This window comes from Nocardia sp. NPDC059229, assembly GCF_042754165.1.
Classification (GTDB): Bacteria; Actinomycetota; Actinomycetes; order Mycobacteriales; family Mycobacteriaceae; genus Nocardia.
In genome coordinates this window covers 1,095,620-1,118,947 of record NZ_JBHZAK010000001.1, presented here as the reverse complement: position 1 = coordinate 1,118,947, position 23,328 = coordinate 1,095,620, and the positions used below count along the sequence as shown (strand labels likewise).

The following is a 23,328-nucleotide window of genomic DNA, read 5'->3' as shown; positions in this document are numbered from 1 at the left end:
GGGGGAGGACCGAATGACAGTCGAGCTCGAGCGCCCGCAGCGCAGACGGCGGCGCTGGCTGGTGGTGAGCACCGTTGCGCTGGTGGTGATTTCGGCGCTGAGTGCCGGGGGAGTGCTCGGCGTGCGGTGGTGGCAGCACCACCGGCACGAGGAGCCCTACGGCCCGCGGGAGCTGGACGGGCGTCTGCTGCACGACTTTCCGCAGGTCGATTCCGCCGGGTTGAGTTCCGGGCAGGCCCAGGTGGTCGATGTTCTGCGACAGCAATTCGACGAACAGAGCGGTAGGGACAAATACTCCGAGGGCATTGCCGAACCCTGGTGCGCCGACTTCGTCAGCTGGGTGATGCGCGCGGCCGGACAACCGTTGAGCAATCCGAATTCCGGATCCTGGCGGATTCCCGGCGTATACACCCTGGAGGAGTACTACCGGGGACAGCACCGTTTCGAGCAGGCGAACAACGGATATCTACCGCGGGTCGGCGATGTGGTGATGTACTCGGATTCCAGTGTGTTCCATCAGCACACGAATATCGTTATCGCGGCGGATTCGGATACCATCACCACGGTGGGCGGCAATGAGGCCGGTGAATCCGGCGGTGTCGCCATCCACAAATTCCGCCCGTCCGGCACATCAGGGCTGGTCGGCTTCGGGCGATTGGGAACACGCTGATTCCACATTCTGGAAACACGCGGGGCGGGGTGTACTACTGAGCGCATCTTCCGCTTACGATGGGTTTCGGCGGCGCCCGGCAGCGTCGTCGATTGATCCCTGTCCTGCTGCCCCCTCATCGGCAGGACAGGGGTCCCCGCCCGACGAAAGTAGCTGATGACGTCGTCCGACCAACCGACCTGGATCGATTACGCCGAATTCGGCGAACGTTTCGTGGCGGCGGCGGTGACGGAAACCCGGATCGAATCGGCGGTCTCCAGCGTGGCCGGGCGCGGAATCACCATCGGCCCCTTCGGAATCGGGCCCGCCGGGCTCGCCCGGTTCGTGGCCAAGGGCAGCATCGGCAAACCCACCGTCATCCGGCGCGGGCCGCACGTGCACTTCGACGTCATGCTCCCGGTGAAACTGCGGGTCGACGTCACCCTCGGCGGCCAGCGGCTGCGGCTGGAGGCGGTGGTGGAGATCGACCTCAGCATGCACGCCCGCACCGCCGATCCGCTGCTCATCGTCATCGACATTCCCCCGGTCACCGGGCGCGACGTCAGCTTCGTCATGCGCGCGCAGGCCATCGGCACCGCCTGGGAACTGCTGCTGGACCCCATCGCCAAACTGGTGCAGCGCGAGGTCGCCAATCGCATCAATGGCATTCTGGCGGACCCGGATTCGCAGCGCGGCCGCACCTTCGACGTACAGGCCATCATGGACGGCACCCGCTCGGCCTATCGCGGGCGACCGACCCACGAGTGGATCGGCTACGACGAATTCGGCCGCCGGTTCTTCGCGCGCATCGTGACCGCGGAACGGGTCAGGCAGGTGGTGGAATCGATGGCGGGCAAGCCCATCGAGGTAGGCCCGCTGCGCACCGGCCCGGGCAACAAGGCCGAGGTCTGTGTGCAGGGCAGTGTGCGACTACCCAGGGTCGCCGCCGCCGGTCCGGTCACCGTCACGCCCGTGCCCGAGCCGCGGATCGCCGAATTGCCGCATGCCGCGGCCGAATCGGCGGCGGCCGCGGCGACCGAGGCACACGCGAACTCCCACGATCCCGCGCTGGTGCGCTTCGACCTCACCATTCCGGTGAGCCTGGACATCTCCGTGGACGTGCTCAAGACCAACCGCTATCGGGCCGAGGTACAGGTGCCGGTGGCCCTCACCGCGCGTGCTGCCGAGCCGTTGCTGATCGTCATCGACGCGGTGCCGCCGCGCGCCCGCGACATCGATCTGGAGATGACCGCCGAGGGCTGGCGAGCGGCCGCGCTGGGCAAGCTGGCCGGCATGCGCAAGCAGATCGCTGCCCAGGTCGCGAGGGTCGTGCGCGCCGAGGTGGCCGACGTGTCGCGCCGGACCATCGATGTGGGCGCCCGGCTGGACTCGACGCGCGTCTGAGGTTCCCGGCTGCGGCGATTCGATAGCTGTTGGTTCGCCATCGGCCGGTCGTTGCCCGGTTTCGCCCCGATGTGACATATGGTGCCGATGTGCTCGATGAGCCTGGCGATTCCAATGTGAATATGGTGAAATGAGGGCACGTTCAGGGCTCCCGGCGCACGGATGATCTTGTTTTCATCGGGGAAGGTGCGCCGGGCACGCCGCAAGTAGTTCCAACCGGTCACCGGTGAGACGCCGTCTCCCAATCGTCACGACTGGAATGTTCGACCAGCGAGTGTGTGCGAAGGAGCCCGTGATGCGTCCTGCCCATGTCAATCGACGGAACTTCCTCTCCGGGGCCACGGCTCTCGCCGCCGGAATCACCGCCGGACTGACCCTCCCACCCGCCACCGCGGCAGCCAAGCAACAGCTCGGCACCCTCCTCGACTACGCCGGCGGCGTCCCCTCCGCCCAATCGATCAGCGACGACGGCCATATCGGCGTCATCCGCTACGTCTCCGACCGGCGGCCCGGCGCCGAATGGATGGCGGGTAAACCGCTGCTCGCCCACGAGGTCGACGCCCTGCGCGCCGCGGGTCTGTCGGTGGTCTCCTGCTACCAGTTCGGCAAGGGCCCGACCGCCGACTGGCGAGGAGGTTACGCGGCCGGATTACAGCACGCCGCACGGGGATTGATCCTGCACAAGGCCGCGGGCGGGCCCGACACCGCGCCCATCTACGCCTCCATCGACGACAACCCCGGCGACGACGATTTCGAGCAGTTCATCGAGCCGTACCTGCGCGGCTGGGAAACCGTCATCGGGCACGGCCGCACCGGCGTCTACGCGAACTCGCCGACCATCGACAACATTCGGGACGCGGGCCTGTGCTCCTTCTTCTGGCAACACAATTGGGGCACCCCGAAGGGCTACGTCCACCCCGCCGCCACCCTGCATCAGTTCGAGATCGACAAGCGCGAGGTCGACGGCGTCTCCGTGGACGTCAATGCCGTACTCGCCCCGCAGTACGGCCAATGGTGGTAAACCCGACTCTGCTGAAGGAAACCCGTTAGGTCTGGCAGTGGCAGGTCGGGTCGGTCGCCAGGTCCGGCTCCTCGGGGACGACCCGGAGCATGAGGTGGGGATCGGTGTGTTCGTCCTCGCCGCTGCCGTCGGCGAAGACCTCACCGTTCCCGTTCCAGGAGAACAGCGACCAGCGGGACAGCGCCGAGAAGGCGGAGCCGAGGCTGCCGAAGGAAGCCGAGGAGATGAGAGAGCCGAACGAGCCCACCGACCCGATCGACAGCACCGAGCCCACGCTGCCGATGGACAGGATCGAATAGGCCGAGCCGATCGACAGGATCGATCCCTCGGAACGAATCGAGAGGATCGACCGGCGCGAATGCAGTCCCCGTACGGGGTTGGTCACAGCGGCCATAGATGTCGGTCTACCACAGGAAACCGGCCGTGCAAACGATTTCGCCCCCGTCCCTTCCGCGTAGTTACGGAGGAGAACAGGGGCGAAATTCTTGGCTACCTCGGGGTGTCGGCTAGGCGACGGTGAAGAATCCGATGGTCGGGAGGAACGAGCAGGTGATCGGCTGCGACTCCGGATCGGCCTGAGTCGTGAGTGAACCCGAGACGATGGCGACTACGCGACCGGAACCGGTGTTGGCGATGGCCGACAGGGTGGCCGGGCCGTCCGGGTTGATGTGCGCGTCATTGGTCAGGTTCTGGGTGCCGGTGGCGCGCGTGTCGAGGTTCAGCCACTGCACCGTCATCGGGGTGGGCTGCACATCGGTGGGCTGCTTGGTGCCCAGCGCGGTGAACACGAAACCGGCCTGGCCCTGCGCCGGTCCGGGCGGGGGCAGCTGCGCCGGACCGCCGACGGCCAGCGCGGTGCCCACCGAGTCGGCGGAGGGGGAGATGCAGCCCTTGCCGATGGTCGGCCACAGGAACTGCGAGATGACCGGGCCATCCTTCGGGATGTCCGGGCCGCCACCGCCACTGCCGTCGAGGAACGTGATGACGGCGAGCAGCGTGGTCTTCACCTGCGGCGGCAGGTTGCTGCTCTCCAGCAGCTGCTTGGCCTGGGCGAGAATGGCGTTCTTGGGGCCCGCGTCCGCGATATCGGCGGGACCGGTGGCCGCGCCGATGATGGCGGGGATCAGCGAGGCCAGCGCGTCGACCGGAACCCCTTCGGGGATCATCGGAATCGACGCGCTCTTGGGTGCCGGCGCGGGGTTCGCGTAGGCCGTCGGCACGGCGACGGTGGCGCAGGCCGCCAGGGCCAATGCGGACATTGCGAACCGCGATCCTCGGGTGCGAAGCACTGGTGTAGCCGTCCTTACCTTCAGGGACATCTAGCAGCGATGGAGCCATCGCTCCGCGCCACTCTAGGGACCGGGCTGCCGTGTTGTACAGCCGCGGTGTGATCTTGGCGAACTCGATCAGCTGACGCTATCGAACGGGCGACCAGAGTGCGTGTTACAGATGGGGTCGGTGATGCAAATGTTACAGCGGAGGGTCCGCGCTGCACGGAACATTCTGCTGGGCGACTACGCTTGCCGGGGCCACCGCAACGCCGTATTCGTGAGGCCCGCAAGCCGCATTCGCCAGCCGTGCACTCGGCCGGTGACCCGCCCGAGCTGAAAGACAGTGCCGTGAATCGACACTTCCACATGGCCGCCGCGGCACTGGGTATTTCGGTGCTGGCCCGTCTCGTGTGGGTCCTGTTCCTGCCCAATGGCATGAACTTCGTGGACCTGCACGTCTATGTGGACGGCTCCGCGAATCTGTTCGGCGGGAATCTCTACGACTACACCGATTCCAGTAAGACGCCGGACTTTCCGCTGCCGTTCACCTATCCGCCGTTCGCGGCGCTGGTGTTCTATCCGCTGCATTTCCTGCCCTTCGGGGCGGTGGCCATCGGGTGGCTGCTCGCCACGGTGGCGGCGCTGTTCGGCGTGGTGTGGTTGGCGCTGGAGATGATGGTCGGCCGCGAGGCCATGCGTGAACGGTCCTGGTGCACCGCCGCGGTGGCGTGGACGGCGATCGGCATGTGGCTGGAGCCGGTGCGCTCGACCTTCGACTACGGCCAGGTCAATGTGTTCCTGGTGCTGCTCGCCATGATCGCGGTCCGCAGCGCGCGCTGGTGGGTGTCGGGCACGCTGGTCGGCGTGGCCGCCGGTATCAAGTTGACCCCGGCCGTCACCGGGCTGTATTTCGCGGCCCGCAAACGCTGGTTCACGGCGATCTGGTCGGCGGTGGTCTTCTTCGGGACCATTCTGCTGACCTATCTGTTCGCCCCCGGTGAGACCAACAAGTACTTCCGCGAATTGCTCGGCGACGCGCATCGCATCGGGCCGGTCGGATCGGCGACCAATCAGTCGCTGCGCGGTGCGCTCAGTCGGCTGCTCGGCCACGACGTGGTGTCCGGCCCGGTGTGGATCGCGGCCGCGCTGGTGACGGCCGTGCTCGCGTTCTTCGCTTGGCGCGCACTGGATTCCGGCGATCGGCTGGGCACGCTGATCATCGTGCAACTGTTCGGGTTGATGGTGTCGCCGATCTCCTGGTCGCACCACTGGATCTGGCTCCTGCCGGTGATCCTGTGGCTGTGCTACGGCCCGTTGCGGCAGGCGGCGGGCGCCCGGGTGCTGGCCGGTTACTGGCTGGTGGTGACGCTGATCGGCGTGCCCTGGGTGCTGGGCTTCTTCCAGGATTCGATCTGGACCATCTCGCGTCCGGGCATCCTGTCCTGGCTGGGCGCGGTGGACGTGCTCGGCGTGCTGGCGCTCTATGCGTGGATCATCCGGGCGGGCCGGCTCAGCCCCGGGCATCCGGTCGATCGATCTCGTGCGCAAGAGCTGTCCGACCGGTGAGGTGAGATTTTCAGCGCGAGATCCGCGTCCCGAATATCTCGTGTGCCTCGAATGTCGGTGGTGCCCTTAATATTTGGGGTGCGCGGGATAATCGTTGGTCCGGCTACGCTCATCGAGCGCCGAAAAGGCCTGCTCGCCAGCCGTGAATTCCGGTCGGTGATCCACCCGACCGAAAGTCCGTGCCGTGAATCGACGTTTCCGCCTGGCTGCCGCCGCCCTCGGCATATCGGTGCTGGTCCGCCTGCTGTGGGCGCTGTTCTGGCCCAGCAATCTGATCCTCGTGGACCTGCACGTCTATGTCGAAGGAGCCGCGAATCTGTTCCGCGGGAACCTCTACGACTGGACCGATTCCAGTCGGTCACCACAATTTCCGCTGCCGTTCACATATCCACCGTTCGCGGCGCTCGTCCTGTATCCGTTGCATTTCCTGCCCTTCGGAGTGGTGGCCGTCGGCTGGCTGCTGGCCACGGCGGCGGCGCTGTTCGGCATCGTGTGGATCTCGCTGGAGATGATCGTGGGCCGGGAGGCCATGCACGAGCAGTCCTGGCGCACCACCGCGGTGGCGTGGACCGCGGGCGGCATGTGGCTGGAACCGGTGCGGTCCACCCTCGACTACGGCCAGGTCAATGTGTTCCTGGTGCTGCTCGCCATGGTCGCGGCCCGCAGTGCCCGGTGGTGGGTGTCGGGTGCGCTGGTCGGCCTGGGTGCCGGGGTCAAGCTGACCCCGGCGGTGACCGGACTGTATTTCGTGGCCCGCCGGCAGTGGCTCGCGGTGATCTGGTCGGCGGTGGCCTTCGCCGGGACCATCGGTCTGACCTACCTGCTCACGCCGGGGGAGACCAGGAGGTACTTCGGGGAACTGGTCGGCGACCCGCGTCGCATCGGGCCGGTCGGTTCGGTGATCAATCAGTCGCTGCGCGGGGCGCTCAGCCGCCTGGCCGGCCACGACATCGGGTCCGGGCTGCTGTGGAAGACATCCGTGCTGGTGACGGCCGTGCTCGCGTTCTTCGCCTGGCGCGCACTGCGTTCCGACGACCGGCTGGGCACGCTGATCATCGTGCAGCTGTTCGGTTTGATGGCGTCGCCGATCTCCTGGTCACACCACTGGGTCTGCCTGGTCCCGCTGATTCTGTGGCTGCTCCACGGTCCGCTGCGCGAAGCCGCCGGTGCGCGCCTCATGGCCGCATACTGGCTGTTCACAACAGTGATCGGGGTGCCCTGGATGCTGGGAACCCTGCAGAAGTCGATGTGGGATATCTCGCGTCCGGGTTATCTGGCCTGGCTGGGCGCGGCGAACGCGATCGGGGTGCTGGCCCTCTATGCGTGGATGATCCGGGCCGGGCGGCTCAGCTCTGAGCGTGCAGTTGATCGATCTCGTGAGCGAGAGCCATATCGCGTGTCGTGAGACCGCCCGCGGAGTGGGTGGACAGCGTGAAAGTGACCCGCCGCCAGCGGATATCGATATCGGGATGGTGGTCGGCGGCCTCGGCCGCGGCGGCCACCCGGCGCACCAGTTCGATGCCGGCCGGGAACGAGGGGGCCTGGATGGTGCGTGTGATGCTGTTGCCCTCACGGGTCCATTCGGGCAGTTCGGTGAGGGCCTTGGCGATGTCGTCGTCGGAGAGCAGCGCAGGACTCATGACTCCGGTTTACTCCGGATTCAGGCCGCCCGCGCGAGTTTCAGGCACTTCTCGAGTTCCTTGCCGCAGCAGCCTGCGGCTTCGGCCTTCTTCATCCGCATAATCACAACAGGGCATTTCAGGCATCGCGTCTTCTTGCGGCAGCATTTCTTCTTCGGCTTCAGGCCGGATACGTGTTTGGCCTTCACCTTGCCCATGGTTGGTTAGCTTAACCTAACCTCCGCCCATTGACCATGTGACTTAGTGCGCCCGGTAGTCTGTAGCTCGCCGCATGCCCGGTGGAGTTCGCCATGTCTCGTCGTAGGCAGCCCCACGCATGAGACCCATCCGGGTCGGCAACAGACTTTTTCACCAGGAGGAATCAAACGTGTCGTCTGTCGAGTTCCGAAACGTCGCCATCGTGGCGCACGTCGACCACGGCAAGACAACACTGGTCGACGCCATGCTCCGGCAATCCGGTGCGTTCGCCGAACGTGCCGAACTCGTCGACCGAGTGATGGACTCCGGTGACCTCGAGCGCGAGAAGGGCATCACCATTCTCGCCAAGAACACCGCTGTTCACCGGCATAACGCCGACGGATCGGTCACCGTCATCAATGTCATCGACACCCCCGGCCACGCCGACTTCGGTGGTGAGGTGGAGCGCGGCCTGTCCATGGTGGACGGCGTGGTGCTGCTCGTCGACGCGTCCGAGGGTCCGCTGCCGCAGACCCGCTTCGTGCTGCGCAAGGCCCTCGCGGCCTCGCTGCCGGTGATCCTGGTGGTCAACAAGACCGACCGCCCGGACGCCCGCATCGAGGAGGTCGTCGAGGAATCCCACGACCTGCTGCTGGACCTGGCCTCCGACCTCGACGACGAGGCCTCCGAGGCCGCCGAGCTGGCCCTCGACCTGCCGGTGCTCTACGCCTCCGGCCGCGCGGGCGTGGCGTCCACCAGCCGCCCCGACAACGGCCAGGTGCCGGACGCGGAGAACCTCGACGAGCTGTTCGAGGTCCTCATGAAGTACGTTCCCGCCCCCAAGGGCGACCCGAAGGCCACCCTGCAGGCGCACGTCACCAACCTCGACGCCTCCCCGTTCCTGGGCCGAATCGGCCTGGTGCGCATCCACAACGGCACCCTGAAGAAGGGCCAGAACGTCGCGTGGATGCACGGTGACGGCGTCAAGACCGTCAAGATCACCGAGCTGCTCAAGACCATCGGCGTCGAGCGTCAGCCCGGCGAGGAGGCCGTGGCCGGTGACATCGTCGCCATCGCGGGCATTCCGGACATCATGATCGGCGACACCCTCGCCGACGTCGACAACCCGGTCGCGCTGCCACGCATCACCGTCGACGAGCCGGCCATCTCGGTGACCATCGGCACCAACACCTCGCCGCTGGTCGGCCGGGTGCAGGGCCACAAGCTGACCGCCCGCATGGTGAAGTCGCGCCTGGACCAGGAACTGGTCGGCAATGTGTCGCTGCGGGTGCTCGACATCGGCCGCCCGGACGCCTGGGAGGTGCAGGGCCGTGGTGAGCTCGCGCTGGCCATCCTGGTCGAGCAGATGCGCCGCGAGGGCTTCGAGCTGACCGTCGGCAAGCCGCAGGTGGTCACCAAGACCGTCGACGGCAAGGTGCACGAGCCCTTCGAAGAGCTGACCATCGACTGCCCGGACGAGTACCTGGGCGCCGTCACCCAGCTGCTGGCCGCCCGCAAGGGCAAGATGGTCCAGATGAGCAACCACTCGGCCGGGTGGGTGCGCATGGAGTTCATCGTCCCGTCGCGTGGCCTGATCGGGTTCCGCACCGACTTCCTCACCGAGACCCGCGGCACCGGTATCGCCAACGCCGTGTTCGACGGCTACGCGCCGTGGGCCGGTGAGATCCGCGCCCGCCACACCGGTTCGCTGGTCTCCGACCGCAATGGTTCGGTCACCCCGTTCGCCATGATCCAGCTGGCCGACCGCGGCCAGTTCTTCGTGGAGCCGGGCGCCGACACCTACGAGGGCCATGTGGTCGGCATCAACCCGCGTGCCGAGGACCTCGACATCAACGTCACCCGCGAGAAGAAGCTGACCAATATGCGGTCCGCCACCGGTGACGTGCTCGAGACCCTGGCCAAGCCGCTGCAGCTGGATCTCGAGAGCGCGATGGAGTTCTGCACCGACGACGAGTGTGTCGAGGTCACCCCGGAGATCGTGCGGGTCCGCAAGGTCACCCTGAATGCCAACGACCGCCAGCGTGAGATCTCGCGCCGCAAGGCCCGCGACAAGGCCGCCCAATAGAAGACGACCCAGATACAACCGACCCGCCCACGCCCCGACTGAGTTCGGCGCGTGGGCGAGTCGGATTACGCCCTCGGATTCGGCCACTGGGCAGCGCTGAAAGGTTCGCGGCCGCGAACCCGCCCGGAGCGAAGCGGAGGGCAAATTGGACAGAGCGGATCCAGTAAAGTGCCGAACGTGAGAACGGGGGCCCGGATGCGCGCATCGTTGCGCGCGGTGCTGTTGATGGTGGCGACCCTGTTGGCGGTCGCGACCGGATGCACGGCGAATCCGCCACCGCCCATCGAATCCACCGACAGTCCGAAGACGCAGCCGGCCAAGCCGGGGAAGAACTCCGTCGTGGTCGCGGTCGACGACATCGGGATCGGGTTCAATCCGCATCTGCGGTCGCAGCAGTCGCCGGCGACGGCGGCGGTCGCGTCGATGGTGTTGCCGAGCCCGTTCCGGCCCGGTCCGACACCGGGGGTGCCGGGCGGCACGGACTGGATACTGGATCCGGCGCTCATGGTGTCGGCGGATGTGACGGCGCAGGAGCCGTTCACCATCACCTACCAGCTCAAGAACGAGGCGTCCTGGTCCGACGGCGCGCCCATCGCGGCCGAGGACTTCAAATACCTCTGGCAGCAGATGATCACACAGCCGGGCACGGTGGATCCCGCGGGCTATCGGCTGATCTCGGATGTCAGTTCGTCGGCGGGCGGCAAGACGGTGACGGTCACCATGACGCAGCCGTATCCCGCCTGGCGGCAGCTGTTCTCGGATCTGCTGCCCCAGCATCTGGTCAAGGACTCGGGTTTCGAGCAGGGGTTGATCGACACCATCCGGATCTCCGGCGGCCAGTTCCGGATCAAGCAGGCCGACCGCGGCCGCGAGGAGATCCTGCTGGAACGCAACGACCGGTACTGGGGTCAGCCCGCGGTGCCGGATCAGATTCTGTTGCGGCGCGGCGGAACTCCCGCGCAGGTGGCGGAGTCGCTGCGGGTCGGGGATGCGCAGATGGCGCTGCTGCACGGCGGTGTGGCGTTGCAGGCGCAGCTGGCGGCGATTCCGTCGGTGCGCACGGCCACCATGCCGCAGTCGCGGGAGATGCAGCTGGCGCTCAACGGCCGCAGCGGCGACCTGGCCGATGTCCGGGTGCGGCGCGCGGTGCTGGCGCTGCTGGATCCGGTGCTGCTGGCCACGGTCGGCGCGCAGACCGGCAGCTGGGTGGAACCGGCTCGGGCGCAAGTACTTTCGCCCTCGGATCCGGGTTATGTCGCGACCCAGCCGCCGCGCCTGAGCCAGGAGGAGGCCTTCGGGCTGCTGGCCGAGGCCGGATTCGCGCGGGCCGCGGAGACGCCGGCCACGCAGTCGGCGACCTCGCCCGCCCCGCAGCCGCGGTCGCTGGCCAAGAACGGTAAATCGCTGACGGTGCGGATCGGCGCGGTCGACGGCGACACCACCACGCTGGCGGTGGCCAATACCGCCGCCGACCAATTGCGCAGTGCCGGAATCGATGTCGTCGTACGCAGTGTCACGGCCTCGCAGCTGTACGGCAAGGAGCTGACCGACGTCGGGGTCGACGCCGTGGTCGGCTGGGAACGCACCGGTGAGGATCCGGCCACGGTGCTGGCGTCGCGGTACGGGTGCACGCCGGTGGCGCCGCCCGGTGACACCGCCGACACCACCGTCGCGGACGGGGCGAAGAAGTCCCCGTCGAATGTGTCCGGCGTGTGCGATCCGACCCTGCAGCCCGCCATCGACGCGGCCCTGCGCGGCATCGATGTGGGCAAGGTGATCGGCGAGACCGAGCCCAAGCTGTGGGAACTGGCGACGGTGCTGCCCATCGTGCAGGACACCCAGGTCGCCGCGGCGGGCCCGCGGGTGGACGGGGCCTCGCTGAGCGGCGCCATTCAGACCGGCATCTTCGGTGATGCCGCCAACTGGCGGAGGCTGCCGTGAATCCTCTCGATGCTTCCCGGCACGGTTTGTTGCTGGTGCACGCGCATCCGGACGACGAGTCCATCACCACCGGCGGCACCATCGCCCACTATCGCAAGCGCGGCCTCCCGGTCGCCGTGGTGACCTGCACGCTCGGTGAAGAGGGTGAGGTCATCGGCGACGACTACGCGCACCTGGTGGCCGGGCAGGCCGATCAGCTGGGCGGTTACCGGATTCTCGAATTGACCAGGGCGCTGGCCGAATTGGATGCCGGGGTGCCGCATTTCCTGGGCGGCGCGGGCCGCTGGCGGGATTCCGGCATGGCCGGGACGCCGTCGGCGCGCAATCCCCGTGCGTTCGTGAACTCCGGTACCGCCGCGACCGACGCGCTGGTGCAGGTGATCCTGGAGCTGCGCCCACGCGTGGTGATCGGCTACGACCCGCGCGGCGGCTACGGGCATCCGGATCACGTTCGCGCGCACCAGATCACCATGGCGGCTGTTGACGCCGCCTCGGACTGGGGCTGGACGGTTCCGAAGGTGTACTGGACGGTCACCGACGGCACCGTGCTGGCCATGCACACCGAGTCGTTGAAGCGCCGCACGGTGGATCAGCTGCCGGGTGCGCTGCCACGCGGCTGGCGGCTGCCGCACGCGGACGAATTGGCTTGTGTGCCAGCGGAATCCGTGACCACCACGGTGGATGTCTCGGATGTGCTGGCGGCCAAGCGCGCGGCCCTGCGGGCGCACGCGACCCAGGTGACGGTGGCCCCCTCGGGCCGGGAGTTCGCGCTGTCGAACGATGTCGCCCAGCCGGTGCTGCCGGAGGAGCATTACATTCTGGTGCGTGGCGAGCGCGGCCCGCTGGGCCCCGACGGCCGCGAACATGATCTTCTCGGTGGCCTGGAATGAGAGACTGAGGCTATGTACAACTGGGACCTGCAGAACGCGATCGCGGCGTTCGTCGAGAGCCAGCGCCCCTACTTCGAGTGGCAGCACGAGCTGTACCTCTCGGTGCTCTACGGCTTCGTGGACATGCAGAGTCAGTTGCTGACGCTGCTCGGATTCCCGCCGGTGCCGTGACGGCGGCCGTCGGTGCCCGGACGGGCGATGCGGTGATGGCGGCGGGACCGGTGCGCGGGGTGCTGACCGCGTTGATCGGCACGCTGCTGCTGGCCGACGCGGTGATCACGCTCGGGTTCGAGGTGCTGTTCCTGCCGATCTACGCCGGCCGGGCCCACATCCCGGAGCCGACGCCGGTGCTGGCCGCCGGCGCCCTGGCCTCGAGCATGACCGACGGCGCGATCGCGGTGCCGCTCACGGCTCTGGCCGCCGGGGTGGTGAACGTGCTGCTGGTGATGGGCATGGGTGTGATCACCAAGCGGATCGGGGTGATGGCCCTGCCGATTCTGGTGTGGGTCCTGGGTTTCCTGATCTGCGCGGGTTTCAGTCCCAGCGGGTACGCCCTGCTCATGGGTGACTGGCCGACCATGCTGCTGCTCATCTGCGGTCTGCTGCCTGCGGGCATGTACCTCTACTACCGGGCGACCGTTCGCCTGGCCCGGACCGGAGCCTGACCGGACCATCCTGCGGTTTTTCGACTCTTTTCCTCCGCGCTGTCACACTTCGGCGCCCTGTCTCGTCCCCCTCGTGAATCGCAATCACGATCAGGAACGAGGGAAGACGATGGGATTCGACGAACTGCGCCATGCTGTCCGGGGCCGCGTCCTGGAGTCCGGTGACGCGGACTTCGAGCAGGCCGCGCGGCCGTGGAGCCTGGCCGTGACGCAGCCGGTGGCAGCGGTCGCCGAGGTCGCCGACGCCGCGGATGTGGCGGCCGTGGTCCGCTACGCGGGAGCCATGGGCCGTCCGGTGGTGACCCAGCCGACCGGGCACGGCGCGGCGGGCGGCATCGACACCGCGATCCTGCTGCGCACCGGCGCGCTGGACCGGCTCGAGATCGATCCGGTCGCGCGGGTGGCCCGGGTCGGTGCGGGCGTGCGGTGGGGGCAGGTGCAGGCGGCCGCGGCCGCGCACGGTCTGGCCGGGCTCGCCGGCAGCAATCCGGTGGTCGGCGTGACGGGTTACACGCTGGGCGGCGGCAAGAGCTGGTTCGGCCGTAAGTACGGCTGGGCGTCGAATGCGGTGCGCGCCTTCGAGATCGTCGACGCCGAGGGCCGCCCGGCCCGGGTGACCCCGGACAGTGATCCGGACCTGTTCTGGGCATTGTCCGGTGGCGGTGGCGATTTCGCCGTGGTGACGGGCCTCGAGTTCGAGCTCTTCCCGGCGCCGGGGCTGTACGGCGGCCGCATCACCTGGACCGCCGATCGGCTGCCCGAGGTGTGGGAAGCCTTCCGCGAGTTGACTTCTCGAGCCCCCGATGAGCTGTCGGTGTGGTTCAACCGCTTCCAGTTCCCGCAGGCGCCGGAGATGGTGGGCGTGGACCTCGCCTATCTGGGCGATCCGGAGCAGGGCCGGACCCTGGTGTCCGCGCTGGACCGGATCGGCGGCGCGCTCACCGACACGCGGGCCGCCCGATCGGTGGCCGACCTCGGCGACATCACCCAGGAGCCGGTCGATCCCAGCCCGGCCATCACCCGCGGCGAGCTGCTCGACGACCTGTCCCCGGCGGCGGAGAAGATCATTCTCGGCGAATCCCTCGCACCGCTGGTCAGCCTTCAGGTCCGCCATCTGGGCGGCGCGCTGGCCCGTCCGGCCGCGGGTGCGCGAGGTGCGCTCTCCGACCGCTACCTCGTCTCCACCCTCGGCCTGGGTCTGCCCAACCTGCGAGAGGCGGTGCACGCCAGGACAAATGCGCTGGTGGCGGAGTTCGGCGCGCTGGTGACGGGCAAGAAGCCGTTCACGTTCCTGGCCCCCGGTGAGTCGGCCGCCGCGGCCTTCGATGCGGCGACCCTGGACCGTCTGCGCACGATCAAGCGTGAGCGAGACCCGCAGAACGTGATTCGCTCGAACTACCCGGTGCTCGGCTGACCGTGCTGAATTCCGGCTCGGCGGTGGAGCATTCGATCCGCCGCCGAGCCGTTCGGTCACCGCCCGGCGGGGGCGCCCAGCTGTCCGGGGGTGACCGCGTCGATCAGCGACCACGCCTGGTCGATCGGCAGGTCGATGACGCGGTAGCGCTTCTTGCCCGCGGCGGAAGCGGCCACGACCGTGGCCACGCCCGCGCGACGCTGGAAGAGGGTCTGGCGGACGGTCCAGCCGATGACGCCGGGGGCCTCCAGGCAGTCGCGGTCGCGGTCCAGGGAGCCGCTGCGGGTGATGAGCCAGGCCGGTTTGCCGTCGGCGGCGGGGAGCACGGCGTGGCCGAGGCCGCGGTAGCGGTTCCAGGCTAGGGCGGCGGCGATGGGGGTGGCGATGGCGAGGGTGATCCACATCCAGAGCGGGATGTGGCCGCCCGCAAGGGAAATGACGAGCAGCAGCGCCGCGATGGCCGCGAGCGGACTCAGGGTGCGGGTGTAGCGGCGGCGGTGGGCGGCCGGACCGTGGGGGACCAGCGGCACGGTCACCAGTGGGGGCACCGGCAGGGTGGCTTCGGCCGGAACGGTGGAGGTGCCCAGCAGATGGGCGAGGGTGCGGTGCACGGCGGCGCGGGGAGCCTGCGGCAGGATCTTCTGCCGCGGGCTGGTGCCGGTCATGATGGCTTCGAGTTCGGCGGCTCCGGCCAGGCGCAGCAGCAGGGGCTCGTTGACGGTCGCGCCGCGCAGGCGGGCCAGGTCGAGGGTGGTCTGGCGGGTGGTGAACAGCCCGTGCCGCACGGTCAGGGTCTTGCCGTCGTCCAGTACGTTCAGGCCGAACCAGGTCATGAGGTAGCGTGCGCAGGCGGCGAGGCTGACCACCACGACGAGGATCACGACGAGTAGCGCGATCACCCCCGCGATGACGGTCGTGCTGCGGTGCCCGACATCCTGGACCGTGCCGGATCTCAGGAAGAGCTGGGCGAACCCGTACTGGAACGCCAGGCCGACGACGGGCGCGATGATTGCGAAGCCGGTCAACGAGAGTGGCGCATACCGCACCCAATCCGGTTGCCAGTGCGCGATTTCCACGACCGGATGGCCGGGCGTCGCGTCCGGTGCTTCCCCCTCGGTCGTAACCGACTGGGCATCAATGGATTCCGTGCCCGCCCTGGTGTGCGCCAGCAGCGCGAGCCGCAGTTCCGGCACCAGTCTGGCATCCAGCGAGTCCAGTTTGAACTGTTCCCGCTTTTCCGCGTGCTGCCCGGTGCCGATGGACAGCACCGCCAGTCCGAGCACCCGGTGCAGCAGGTCGGCCTGCACATCGACCGATCGGACCCGGTTGCGCGGCACCGAAAGTCGTTTGCGCTGGATCAGTCCGGTGCGCAGCTCCACATTGTCGGGGGTGATGCGATAGGTGGTGGTGAACCAGCGGGTGAGCGCGAAGCCGACGATGATCGCCACCACGGCCAGGCTCCACCCGGGATTGTCCCGGCTCGCGCCCGCCACCAGCGTGGCGATCAGCACCGGGATGAAGCGGATGAGCTCGGTGACCGGGTGGACCAGCAGCATGCGCTTGTCGAGCCGCTGCCAGTTCTCGGCGTCCGGGCCGAGGGGCGTCCCCGGCCCCGATCCCGCGGTGATCGGTGAAAGCACTTCCGTCGGATAGGAATCCGGGAACACGTCCGGATCCGGCGATGGCGGCTGGGTCATGTGGCGTCCCCCCGGTGCTGTGCGGCGATGGCGGTGAGCTGGGCGACGGTGTCGCGCGCGTCGGCCAGGGCGAGCGCGCTGATGTGCACGGCCCCGGCCGAGGAGGCGGTGGTGACGGTGACGGTGGCCAGTCCGAGCAGTCGTTCCAGCGGTCCGCGGTAGGTGTCCACGGTCTGCACGCGGGTGATGGGCGCGACCCGGCTCTCCTGGGTGAACCAGCCGGTCCGGGTGTAGACGGCCTCGTCGGTGATCTCCCAGCGGTGCACGGCGTAGCGCCACAGCGGGATGGCCACGATGCTGAATATCGCTGCCAGCAGCACGATTCCGAACACCAGTGCCTGCAGGCCGCGCCAGTGTGTGTCGAACAGCGCCCAGACCCCCACTCCGAGGATCGGCACCACCCATGACAGCGCGGCGCTCAGCGCCCACAGCAGTTTGGCGCGTGGGCTGGGACGCCGCGACGGGTCGGCCAGGATGCCGCCGGGAGCGAGGGGCTGGGACATGCTGCCCATGCTTGCATGAATCCGGCCGCGGAGGCGGTTGTTACCGGAGAGGACCGGACGCTCGGTTTTTCCGCCGCGGCGTGGGTCCGCTACTTGGGCGTAATGCGGAACAGTCCGGTCGTCGTGCCCTGGTATTGGATTCGGCCGGGAGCGATGGTGCCGACCATTTCCAGGGTGTCGTTCACGGTGGTCGCGCCGACGAACTGCTCGGTGTCGACCTTGCCGGTATTGGCGTCGATCACCGCGAAGCTGTAGTTGTCGGTGACCCCCGCGCTGCCGCTGCCCAGGCCACTGCTGCCGCTGCTGCTACCACTGCCGAGCGCGCCGCTGCCGCTGCCGAGCAGGGAGTGCCGGGTGAAGGTGTAGATCTTGCCGTCCGCCACCGACAGTCGCGGCACCGCCGAGGAGGGCACGGTGTTGGTCCAGACCACGGTGCAGCCGGAGCCGGTGACATCGATGCGGGTCATGCCGCCCGAAATCGGTGCGCTCGCGGGCTGACTGGTGCCGGCGTTGGGCGGCAGCGCCGGGTAGGGGTAGCCGTAGGTGCTGGCCACGAACACGCTGTTGCCCGAGCCGATGGGGGAGTTCTCGGTGCCGTCGATGGCGGGCACCGAGCACACCGGCCGGCCGGTGGCGGTATCGAAGACGAGCAGGTTCTCCTTGGTGGCCGCGTTGTCGGTGATGGCCAGGTATTCGGTGCCGTCGCCGGGGCCGAAGAAGGTCGGCGTCGCGCCGGTGCCCCAGCTCAATTGGCCGGGCTTGCGGGCCGGGCCGCGGTCGTAGGCCTGCCGCCACACGATCTGCGGGTTGCCGCTGCCGTCCACGTTCAGCAGGTACAGCGCGTGGTCGGTGGCCACGGCCATGCCCTGGGGCGCGGTGGCGATGCTGTTGGCCACGTTCTCGCCGGGCGCGAGCACGATCGAGTGCGCGGTGCCGTCGGTGTTGACGAATCCGGCCGCGGCGCTGTCGGTGGCGAACCACACCCGGCCCTGGTAGTCGGGGGACACCGAACTGACCGCGTCGCAGGTGCCGCCGCCGCAGTGTCCGGTGACCGCCTGTGTCACATCGGTTTTCGAGGCGATCGACAGTGACCAGGAGCCGTCGGAGCCGCGCTGGTGCCCGATCCGCAGCAGGCTGCCCGAGCCGTCCACGGTGACCATCTCGTCGTGGTTGTCCAGGTAGGCGTAGACCCCGCCGAGCAGGCTGCCCTTGGTCAGGTCGAGGTGCGCGAGGGTGTTGCCGTTGTTCGGGTCCAGCAGCAGCACTTCCGGCGCGCGATCGGTGATCTTCGTGCACAGCGCCTGCGGGAAGCCGTCCGCGCCCTGCAGGATCGTCGGGCAGGCCGCGCCTTCCTCATGGAAGTCCGCGTTGACGCCGCCGGTGCCGACGCCGGGCAGTGGCGTGGTGTCGGAGGCCTCGGCATCGCCGTGCATGGTCGCGGTGCCCACCGGTCCCAGGTACGGATTGGCGGGCGGCACCGGTCCGAATGCGGAGGCGGTGCTGGTGGCGATGGTCAGCAGGGCGGTGGCGCCCAGGCCGGCGACGACAGCGGCGCGGCGGATTTTCGCGAGCACGAAGGTCTCCCTCTTCTTCTGCGAAGTGGACGCCCGCGAGGCTATTTCATCGGAACCGGGATTTGAATAGATGAACTCGAGGATACGAATAATCAACTCGGAATACCGGACGTGGGCGGCAGGTTGGCTCGTTCCATGGCACCCGAGTCGGAACAGCCGGATGGATGGCGCATGATCGAGACCGTGACGGATCTACCGAACCCGAGCCTGCCGCCGAGGCACATCAGCAGTTCGGCTGCGCCCACGGGTTCCGCCATGCCCGATGGTTCCGCTGTGCCCACCGATACTGCCGTGCCCACCGATTCCGCGATGCGCCGTGCGCTGCGCCGGGCCCGGGACGGTGCGACCCTCAATCTCGACGAGGCCGTGGTGCTGTTGCACGCGCGCGGCGCCGATCTGGAGGATCTGTGCGCGTCGGCCGCGCGGGTGCGCGATGCCGGGCTGCGGGAGTCCGGCTACGCGGGTGAGGTGCTGCCGATCACCTACTCCCGCAAGGTGTTCATCCCCATCACGCATCTGTGTCGCGACCGCTGCCACTACTGCACCTTCGTCACCGTGCCCGGCAAGCTGCGCGCGCAGGGCAAGGGCATGTACATGGAGCCGGACGAGATTCTCGAGGTCGCCCGGCAGGGCGCCGAACTCGGTTGCAAGGAAGCGCTTTTCACCCTGGGTGACCGCCCGGAGGAGCGCTGGCCCGAGGCGCGGCGGTGGCTCGACGAGCGCGGCTACGACTCCACCTTGGACTACGTGCGCGCCATGGCGATTCGCGTGCTGGAGGAGACCGGCCTGCTGCCGCATCTGAATCCGGGCGTGATGAGCTGGGAGGAGCTGTCGCGGCTCAAGCCGGTGTCGCCGTCCATGGGCATGATGCTGGAGACCACCTCGACGCGGCTGTTCACCGAACCCGGTCAGGCGCACTACGGTTCGCCGGACAAGGACCCGGCGGTGCGGCTACGTGCGCTCACCGACGCCGGACGCCTGTCGGTGCCGTTCACCACCGGCATCCTGGTGGGCATCGGCGAGACCGTGGTCGAGCGCGCCGAGTCCATTCTCGCGATCCGCAAGGTGCACAAGGCTTTCGGGCACGTGCAGGAAGTCATCGTGCAGAACTTCCTGGCCAAGCAGAACACCGCCATGCGCCACAGCCCGGATGCCGGGATGGAGGAGTTCCGAGCCGCCATCGCCGTGACCCGGCTGCTGATGGGGCCGAAGATGCGCATCCAGGCGCCGCCGAATCTGGTGTCGCTGGAGGAATGCCGGGCGCTGCTGGCGGCGGGTATCGACGACTGGGGCGGGGTCTCGCCGCTCACCCCCGACCACGTGAATCCGGAACGGCCGTGGCCGAATCTGGAGACCCTCGCGCAGATCACCGCCGACTGCGGCTATGTCCTCACCGAGCGCATCACCGCCCACCCGAAGTATGTGCTGGCGGGCCATCCGTGGATCGATCCGCGGATTTCCGAACATGTTGCGGCACTGATGGATCCGAAGACCGGCCTGGCCGCGGACGTGAAGCCGTCCGGCCTGCCCTGGCAGGAGCCCGACCAGGATTGGGAATCGGTCGGCCGCATCGACCTGCACACCGCCATCGACGCCGAGGGCCGCCTGACCGAATCCCGCAGCGACGCGGAGATTACCAATAATTCGCTAGGAGCGTTCGGCGACTGGGAGAGCATTCGCGAGCAGGTGCTCGAGCTGGCCGGTTCCGCCCCGGAGCGTGTCGACGCCGACGTGATGGCCGCCCTGCGTGCCGCCGAAAAGGACCCCGCAGGCCTGACCGACGACCAGTACCTGGCCCTGGCCACCGCCGACGGCCCGGCCCTGGAGGCCGTGACCGCGCTGGCCGACCAGCTGCGCCGCGACACCGTGGGAGACGAGGTCACCTACATCGTCAACCGGAACATCAACTTCACCAATATCTGCTACACCGGCTGCCGCTTCTGCGCGTTCGCGCAGCGCAAGGGCGATGCCGACGCCTTCAGCCTGAGCCCGGCCGAGGTCGCCGACCGCGCGTGGGAGGCCTGGGTCGAGGGCGCGACCGAGATCTGCATGCAGGGCGGGATCGATCCCGAGCTGCCGGTCACCGGCTACGCGGACCTGGTGCGTGCGATCAAGGCTCGCGTCCCCGGGATGCACGTGCACGCGTTCAGTCCGATGGAGATCGTCAATGGCGCGTCCCGCAGTGGGCAGTCGGTGCACGACTGGCTGTCGGCGCTGAAAGACGCCGGGCTGGACAGCATTCCGGGCACCGCCGCCGAGATCCTGGACGACGAGGTGCGCTGGGTGCTGACCAAGGGGAAGCTGCCCGCCTCGGCCTGGGTGGATGTCGTCACCACCGCGCACCGGCTGGGCCTGCGCTCCAGCTCGACCATGATGTACGGCCACGTGGACAATCCCGAGCACTGGGTGGGCCACCTGCGCGTGCTGCGCGGAATCCAGGACGAGACCGGTGGTTTCACCGAATTCGTGCTGCTGCCGTTCGTGCACCAGAGCGCCCCGCTCTACCTCGCGGGCGCCTCCCGGCCCGGCCCGACCGTGCGGGAGAATCGGGCCGCGCACGCCCTGGCGCGGATCATGCTGCACGGCCGGATCGAGAATATTCAGACCAGCTGGGTCAAACTTGGTATCGCCGGAACCCGGCTCATGTTGAACGGCGGCGCCAACGACCTCGGCGGCACGCTGATGGAGGAAACCATCTCCCGCATGGCCGGTTCCGAACATGGATCAGCCAAGACGGTCGAGGAACTGACGGAGATCGCGTCGGGTATCGGCCGCCCGGTCCGGCAGCGCACCACCACCTACGGTGTGCCACGGACCCGCCGCCTCTCCGTGACTTCGGCGGACGGCTGAGCGCCGCTCACCGTTGGCAACCCGTGCCAACGATACGAACCCACCCGGAGTGCGGCGGTCGGAAGTTAGGCCAGGCTGTGCAGTAGTAATGTTGGCTGGCCGGGATAGGGTTTCGCCGGCGGAGTATCCCGCATGTGAGGACAGACTAGGAGAACGGCAGTGCCGTACATCATCGCTGAACCGTGCGTTGACGTGAAGGACAAGGCGTGCATCGAGGAATGCCCCGTGGACTGCATCTACGAGGGTGGCCGCATGCTGTACATCCAACCGGACGAGTGCGTGGACTGTGGTGCATGTGAACCGGTCTGTCCGGTGGAAGCCATCTTCTACGAAGACGACACCCCGGATCAGTGGGCCGGTTACGTCAACGCCAATGTCGACTTCTTCGACGACCTGGGTTCGCCGGGTGGCGCCACCAAGGTCGGCAAGGTCGACTACGACCCGCCGTTCATCGCCGCGCTGCCGCCGATGGCCAGCGAGTAGGACGAGCATTTGACCGCGCGTGGCCGGGTCAGCGCTCTGCTGCCCGATTTTCCCTGGGACACCATCGCTTCCGTGAAGGCGAAGGCGGCGTCGCATCCGGACGGCATCGTCGACCTCTCGGTCGGGACACCGGTCGATCCGGTGGATCCGCTGATCCGCACGGCACTCTCGTCGGTGGCGGAGGTGCCGGGCTACCCGACCACGCACGGTACGCCCGAATTGCGCGAAGCCGTTGTCGCGGCGCTGAAGCGGCGATTCGGGATCACGGGGGTGGACCCGGCGGCGGTGCTGCCGGCCATCGGCACCAAGGAGCTCATTGCCGGGCTGCCGCGGCTGCTCGGCCTGGGATCGCAGGATCTGGTCGTCATCCCCGAGGTCGCCTACCCGACCTACGAGGTGGGCGCGCTGCTCGCCGGGGCTCGTTATGTGCGCGCCGACGGCACCACGCAGCTCGGCCCGGAGCGGCCCGCACTGATCTTCCTCAACTCGCCGTCGAATCCGACCGGCAAGGTGCTGGGTGTCGACCACCTGCGCAAGGTGGTGCACTTCGCCCGCGAGCGTGGGGCCATCGTCGCCTCGGACGAGTGCTACCTGGGGCTGGCCTGGGAGGGCCGCGCGGTGTCGATCCTCGACCCCGAGGTCAGCGACGGTGACCACACCGGCCTGCTCGCCATCCACTCACTGTCCAAGACCTCGAATCTGGCCAGTTACCGGGCCGGTTTCGTGACCGGTGATCCAGCGCTCGTGGCGGAGCTGCTGGAGGTGCGCAAGCACTCCGGCATGATGCTGCCCTTCCCGATCCAGGCGGCCATGACCGCGGCCCTCGGCGATGACGCGCACGAGGTTCAGCAAAAGGACCGCTACCGGGCGCGGCGGGTCGTGCTGCGAGATGCCCTGCAGCGCGCGGGATTCCGGATCGACGACTCGGAGGCGGGTCTGTACCTGTGGTCGACGCGCGGCGAGGAATGCCGCACGACCCTGGATTGGCTGGCCGAGCGCGGCATCCTGGCGGCCCCCGGCGAGTTCTACGGCCCACGCGGCAATCAGCATGTGCGCATTGCCCTTACCGCCACGGACGAACGAATCACCGCGGCCGCTGATCGTCTGACCAGCTGATTTCCCGTTACCACCGGGCCCGTGATAGCGTCTACGACGTTGCAAGGCCCGGTGGCCGAGCGATTTGCAAGGCCCTGTGGCGCAGTTGGTTAGCGCGCCGCCCTGTCACGGCGGAGGTCGCGGGTTCGAGTCCCGTCAGGGTCGCACTGTTTCGTCTCACTGCTCCGCCTCCCCGCATATTTGGCGAGGAGGCTTGGAGCCGTTCATAGCTGGCAATCCGTGCCGGCGGTTGGGTGCCGAAACCATTCTGGGCGTACCCGGGGAGTTACCCCCATCTCGCGAAATCAGTTGGCGCCTCCCTAATTTTGCCCAAAACTGACACACGTTCTCTTCACAACCTCTATAACAGGTTCTCATCGCAACTCGATGAGGAGTCTTTCA

General features: G+C 68.1%; 21 protein-coding genes and 1 tRNA gene. 15 read left to right on the top strand and 7 right to left on the bottom strand.

What is annotated here, in order from left to right:
- The first annotated feature begins 13 nt into the window (after positions 1–13).
- The 3 genes from ACFXHE_RS05205 to ACFXHE_RS05195 all read left to right on the top strand — a co-directional run bounded on the left by ACFXHE_RS05205 (position 14) and on the right by ACFXHE_RS05195 (position 3,074).
- Entirely contained in the window at positions 14–670 is a 657-nt protein-coding gene (locus ACFXHE_RS05205) for a CHAP domain-containing protein (protein WP_379379929.1), read from the top strand.
- Positions 671–826: 156 nt separating this feature from the next.
- Positions 827–2,053, top strand: a complete 1,227-nt coding sequence (locus tag ACFXHE_RS05200; RefSeq protein ID WP_379379927.1) for a hypothetical protein — start codon at positions 827–829, stop codon at positions 2,051–2,053.
- Positions 2,054–2,348: 295 nt separating this feature from the next.
- Positions 2,349–3,074, top strand: a complete 726-nt coding sequence (locus ACFXHE_RS05195) for a DUF1906 domain-containing protein (RefSeq protein ID WP_379379925.1) — start codon at positions 2,349–2,351, stop codon at positions 3,072–3,074.
- A gap of 25 nt (positions 3,075–3,099) precedes the next feature.
- Here ACFXHE_RS05195 and ACFXHE_RS05190 read toward each other — a convergent pair whose 3' ends face one another.
- On the bottom strand, positions 3,100–3,468 hold the full coding sequence (locus ACFXHE_RS05190) for a hypothetical protein (protein WP_364606939.1): 369 nt from the start codon (positions 3,466–3,468) through the stop codon (positions 3,100–3,102).
- Between the two features lie 112 nt (positions 3,469–3,580).
- Positions 3,581–4,333 (bottom strand): hypothetical protein, encoded by a 753-nt coding sequence (locus ACFXHE_RS05185; protein WP_379379923.1) that lies wholly within the window; start codon positions 4,331–4,333, stop codon positions 3,581–3,583.
- A gap of 345 nt (positions 4,334–4,678) precedes the next feature.
- Here ACFXHE_RS05185 and ACFXHE_RS05180 point away from each other — a divergent pair, with 345 nt between their 5' ends.
- Together ACFXHE_RS05180 and ACFXHE_RS05175 are read left to right on the top strand one after the other, a co-directional pair.
- Positions 4,679–5,911 (top strand): mannosyltransferase, encoded by a 1,233-nt coding sequence (locus tag ACFXHE_RS05180; protein ID WP_379380421.1) that lies wholly within the window; start codon positions 4,679–4,681, stop codon positions 5,909–5,911.
- A 184-nt stretch (positions 5,912–6,095) separates the two neighbouring features.
- Positions 6,096–7,316, top strand: a complete 1,221-nt coding sequence (locus ACFXHE_RS05175) for a mannosyltransferase (protein WP_379379921.1) — start codon at positions 6,096–6,098, stop codon at positions 7,314–7,316.
- On the opposite strand, the gene ACFXHE_RS05170 is transcribed toward ACFXHE_RS05175, so the two are convergent.
- Both ACFXHE_RS05170 and ACFXHE_RS05165 read right to left on the bottom strand, forming a co-directional pair.
- Positions 7,258–7,551 carry a 4a-hydroxytetrahydrobiopterin dehydratase gene (locus ACFXHE_RS05170; protein WP_379379919.1) on the bottom strand — a complete coding sequence of 98 codons (294 nt, stop codon included), beginning with the start codon at positions 7,549–7,551 and terminating at the stop codon, positions 7,258–7,260. The genes ACFXHE_RS05175 and ACFXHE_RS05170 overlap by 59 nt on opposite strands.
- Before the next feature lie 20 nt (positions 7,552–7,571).
- Positions 7,572–7,748, bottom strand: a complete 177-nt coding sequence (locus tag ACFXHE_RS05165; protein ID WP_379379917.1) for a hypothetical protein — start codon at positions 7,746–7,748, stop codon at positions 7,572–7,574.
- 170 nt (positions 7,749–7,918) lie between these two features.
- Here ACFXHE_RS05165 and typA point away from each other — a divergent pair, with 170 nt between their 5' ends.
- The 6 genes from typA to ACFXHE_RS05135 all read left to right on the top strand — a co-directional run bounded on the left by typA (position 7,919) and on the right by ACFXHE_RS05135 (position 14,724).
- Complete coding sequence (typA, locus tag ACFXHE_RS05160; protein ID WP_379379915.1) at positions 7,919–9,814, top strand: translational GTPase TypA; 1,896 nt, start codon at positions 7,919–7,921, stop codon at positions 9,812–9,814.
- Positions 9,815–10,009: 195 nt separating this feature from the next.
- Positions 10,010–11,755 (top strand): ABC transporter family substrate-binding protein, encoded by a 1,746-nt coding sequence (locus tag ACFXHE_RS05155; RefSeq protein WP_379380419.1) that lies wholly within the window; start codon positions 10,010–10,012, stop codon positions 11,753–11,755.
- Positions 11,752–12,645 (top strand): N-acetyl-1-D-myo-inositol-2-amino-2-deoxy-alpha-D-glucopyranoside deacetylase, encoded by an 894-nt coding sequence (mshB, locus tag ACFXHE_RS05150; protein WP_379379913.1) that lies wholly within the window; start codon positions 11,752–11,754, stop codon positions 12,643–12,645. The genes ACFXHE_RS05155 and mshB overlap by 4 nt, the downstream gene beginning before the upstream one ends.
- A gap of 12 nt (positions 12,646–12,657) precedes the next feature.
- A complete protein-coding gene (locus tag ACFXHE_RS05145) occupies positions 12,658–12,816 on the top strand; it encodes a hypothetical protein (RefSeq protein ID WP_326306468.1) in 159 nt (52 codons plus the stop codon).
- A complete protein-coding gene (locus ACFXHE_RS05140; protein ID WP_379379911.1) occupies positions 12,813–13,310 on the top strand; it encodes a hypothetical protein in 498 nt (165 codons plus the stop codon). Before ACFXHE_RS05145 ends, ACFXHE_RS05140 begins: the two co-directional genes overlap by 4 nt.
- A 109-nt stretch (positions 13,311–13,419) precedes the next feature.
- Positions 13,420–14,724, top strand: coding sequence for an FAD-binding oxidoreductase (locus ACFXHE_RS05135; protein WP_379379909.1), 1,305 nt, complete (start codon positions 13,420–13,422; stop codon positions 14,722–14,724).
- Positions 14,725–14,780: 56 nt separating this feature from the next.
- Here the strand turns inward: ACFXHE_RS05135 and ACFXHE_RS05130 are convergent, their stop codons facing one another.
- From ACFXHE_RS05130 to ACFXHE_RS05120, 3 genes are all read right to left on the bottom strand, one after another.
- Complete coding sequence (locus ACFXHE_RS05130) at positions 14,781–16,280, bottom strand: PH domain-containing protein (protein ID WP_379380417.1); 1,500 nt, start codon at positions 16,278–16,280, stop codon at positions 14,781–14,783.
- A gap of 137 nt (positions 16,281–16,417) precedes the next feature.
- A complete protein-coding gene (locus tag ACFXHE_RS05125; RefSeq protein ID WP_379379907.1) occupies positions 16,418–16,924 on the bottom strand; it encodes a PH domain-containing protein in 507 nt (168 codons plus the stop codon).
- An 89-nt stretch (positions 16,925–17,013) separates the two neighbouring features.
- Complete coding sequence (locus ACFXHE_RS05120; RefSeq protein ID WP_379379905.1) at positions 17,014–18,498, bottom strand: hypothetical protein; 1,485 nt, start codon at positions 18,496–18,498, stop codon at positions 17,014–17,016.
- Between the two features lie 171 nt (positions 18,499–18,669).
- Here ACFXHE_RS05120 and ACFXHE_RS05115 point away from each other — a divergent pair, with 171 nt between their 5' ends.
- From ACFXHE_RS05115 to ACFXHE_RS05100, 4 genes are all read left to right on the top strand, one after another.
- Positions 18,670–21,348, top strand: a complete 2,679-nt coding sequence (locus tag ACFXHE_RS05115; protein ID WP_379379903.1) for a bifunctional FO biosynthesis protein CofGH — start codon at positions 18,670–18,672, stop codon at positions 21,346–21,348.
- Between the two features lie 159 nt (positions 21,349–21,507).
- Entirely contained in the window at positions 21,508–21,831 is a 324-nt protein-coding gene (gene fdxA / locus ACFXHE_RS05110; protein ID WP_040812194.1) for a ferredoxin, read from the top strand.
- Between the two features lie 9 nt (positions 21,832–21,840).
- Positions 21,841–22,947, top strand: coding sequence for a succinyldiaminopimelate transaminase (gene dapC, locus ACFXHE_RS05105; RefSeq protein WP_379379901.1), 1,107 nt, complete (start codon positions 21,841–21,843; stop codon positions 22,945–22,947).
- Between the two features lie 70 nt (positions 22,948–23,017).
- Positions 23,018–23,091 (top strand) — tRNA-Asp (locus ACFXHE_RS05100).
- Positions 23,092–23,328 lie beyond the last annotated feature (237 nt).